The organism is Actinomadura sp. NPDC048032 (assembly GCF_040653175.1).
Classification (GTDB): Bacteria; Actinomycetota; Actinomycetes; order Streptosporangiales; family Streptosporangiaceae; genus Spirillospora; species Spirillospora verrucosospora.
Genome location: NZ_JBEZJP010000680.1, coordinates 1 through 2,625, shown reverse-complemented (window position 1 = coordinate 2,625; position 2,625 = coordinate 1). Strand labels below are relative to the sequence as shown.

Below are 2,625 nucleotides of genomic sequence, written 5' to 3'. Positions count from 1 at the left end.
TGGAGGACGGCACCCCCGTCGACATCGTCCTGAACCCCCTGGGCGTGCCCGGCCGCATGAACGTCGGACAGGTCCTGGAGACCCACCTCGGCTGGGTCGCCTCCCGCGGCTGGAAGGTCGAGGGCGACGACGCCGAGTGGAAGCAGGCCCTCAGGGCCATCGGCGCCGACGAGGCTCCGGCCTGGACGAACACCGCCACTCCGGTGTTCGACGGCGCCCGCGAGGACGACGTCACCGGTCTGATCGAGAGCACGCTCCCGAACCGCGACGGCCAGCGGATGGTCGGCCCGGGCGGCAAGGCGCGGCTGTTCGACGGCCGGACCGGCGAGCCCTACAAGGACCCGATCTCGGTCGGCTACATCTACATCCTCAAGCTGCTCCACCTGGTCGACGACAAGATCCACGCGCGCTCGACCGGCCCGTACTCCATGATCACCCAGCAGCCGCTCGGCGGTAAGGCCCAGTTCGGCGGCCAGCGCTTCGGTGAGATGGAGGTCTGGGCACTGGAGGCCTACGGCGCCGCCTACGCCCTCCAGGAGCTGCTGACCATCAAGTCCGACGACGTCCTCGGCCGCGTGAAGGTCTACGAGGCCATCGTCAAGGGCGAGAACATCCCCGAGCCCGGCATTCCCGAGTCCTTCAAGGTGCTCATCAAGGAGATGCAGTCGCTGTGCCTCAACGTCGAGGTGCTCTCCAGCGACGGCATGTCCATCGAGATGCGCGACACCGACGAGGACGTCTTCCGCGCCGCGGAGGAGCTCGGCATCGACCTCTCCCGCCGTCCGAACGAGGGCGCGATGAGCGTCGACGAGGTCTGAGAACTCAAGGGGAAAACAGTTGCTTGACGTCAACTTCTTCGACGAGCTTCGCATCGGTCTGGCGACCGCCGACGACATCCGCCAGTGGTCGCACGGCGAGGTGAAGAAGCCGGAGACGATCAACTACCGGACCCTCAAGCCGGAGAAGGACGGGCTCTTCTGCGAGAAGATCTTCGGTCCTACCCGCGACTGGGAGTGCTACTGCGGCAAGTACAAGCGCGTCCGGTTCAAGGGCATCATCTGTGAGCGCTGCGGCGTCGAGGTGACTCGCGCCAAGGTGCGCCGTGAGCGGATGGGCCACATCGAGCTGGCCGCGCCCGTCACGCACATCTGGTACTTCAAGGGCGTCCCGTCCCGGCTCGGCTACCTGCTGGACCTGGCTCCGAAGGATCTCGAAAAGATCATCTACTTCGCGGCCTACATGATCACCAGCGTGGACGCCGAGCGGCGCGACCGCGACCTGCCGACGCTGGAGGCCCACATCTCCGTGGAGCGCCAGCAGATCGAGCAGGCCCGCGACGCGCAGGTCGAGGCCCGCCAGCAGAAGCTGGAGGGCGACCTGGCGGAGCTGGAGGAGGCCGGCGCGAAGGCCGACCAGAAGCGCAAGGTGCGCGACGGCGCCGAGCGGGAGATGAAGCAGCTGCGCGACCGCGCGCAGCGCGAACTCGACCGCCTCGACGAGGTCTGGAGCCGCTTCAAGAACCTCAAGGTCCAGGACCTGGAGGGCGACGAGCTGCTCTACCGCGAGATGCGCGACCGCTTCGGCAAGTACTTCGAGGGCGGCATGGGCGCCGCGGCCATCCAGGCGCGGCTGCAGAACTTCGACCTCGACGCCGAGGCCGAGAAGCTGCGCGACATCATCCGCACCGGCAAGGGCCAGAAGAAGGCCCGCGCCCTCAAGCGGCTGAAGGTCGTCTCGGCGTTCCTCAACACCCGCAACAGCCCGCTCGGCATGGTGCTGGACTGCATCCCGGTCATCCCGCCGGACCTGCGTCCCATGGTCCAGCTGGACGGCGGCCGGTTCGCCACGTCCGACCTGAACGACCTGTACCGCCGGGTGATCAACCGCAACAACCGGCTCAAGCGCCTGCTCGACCTGGGCGCTCCCGAGATCATCGTCAACAACGAGAAGCGGATGCTGCAGGAGGCCGTCGACGCGCTGTTCGACAACGGCCGCCGCGGCCGCCCGGTCACCGGGCCGGGCAACCGTCCGCTGAAGTCGCTGTCCGACATGCTCAAGGGCAAGCAGGGCCGGTTCCGGCAGAACCTGCTGGGCAAGCGCGTCGACTACTCCGGCCGTTCGGTCATCGTCGTCGGCCCGCAGCTGAAGCTGCACCAGTGCGGCCTGCCCAAGCAGATGGCGCTGGAGCTGTTCAAGCCGTTCGTCATGAAGCGGCTGGTCGACCTCAACCACGCGCAGAACATCAAGTCCGCCAAGCGGATGGTCGAGCGGGCCCGCCCGGTCGTTTGGGACGTGCTGGAAGAGGTCATCACCGAGCACCCGGTGCTGCTGAACCGGGCGCCGACCCTGCACCGGCTCGGCATCCAGGCGTTCGAGCCGCAGCTGGTCGAGGGCAAGGCCATCCAGATCCACCCGCTGGTCTGCACCGCGTTCAACGCGGACTTCGACGGCGACCAGATGGCGGTGCACCTGCCGCTGTCCGCCGAGGCGCAGGCCGAGGCGCGGATCCTGATGCTGTCGACCAACAACATCCTGAAGCCGTCGGACGGCAAGCCCGTCACCATGCCCACCCAGGACATGGTCATCGGCCTGTACTGGCTGACGACGCAGAAGGACGGCGCGGTC

The 2,625-nt window shown here is 67.6% G+C and carries 2 pseudogenes; both read left to right on the top strand.

The window, feature by feature from the left end:
- A pseudogene (locus tag AB0C69_RS40980) lies at positions 1–818 on the top strand (DNA-directed RNA polymerase subunit beta); the annotation flags it as partial.
- Between the two features lie 19 nt (positions 819–837).
- Positions 838–2,625 (top strand): annotated as a pseudogene (locus tag AB0C69_RS40975) (DNA-directed RNA polymerase subunit beta'); the annotation flags it as partial.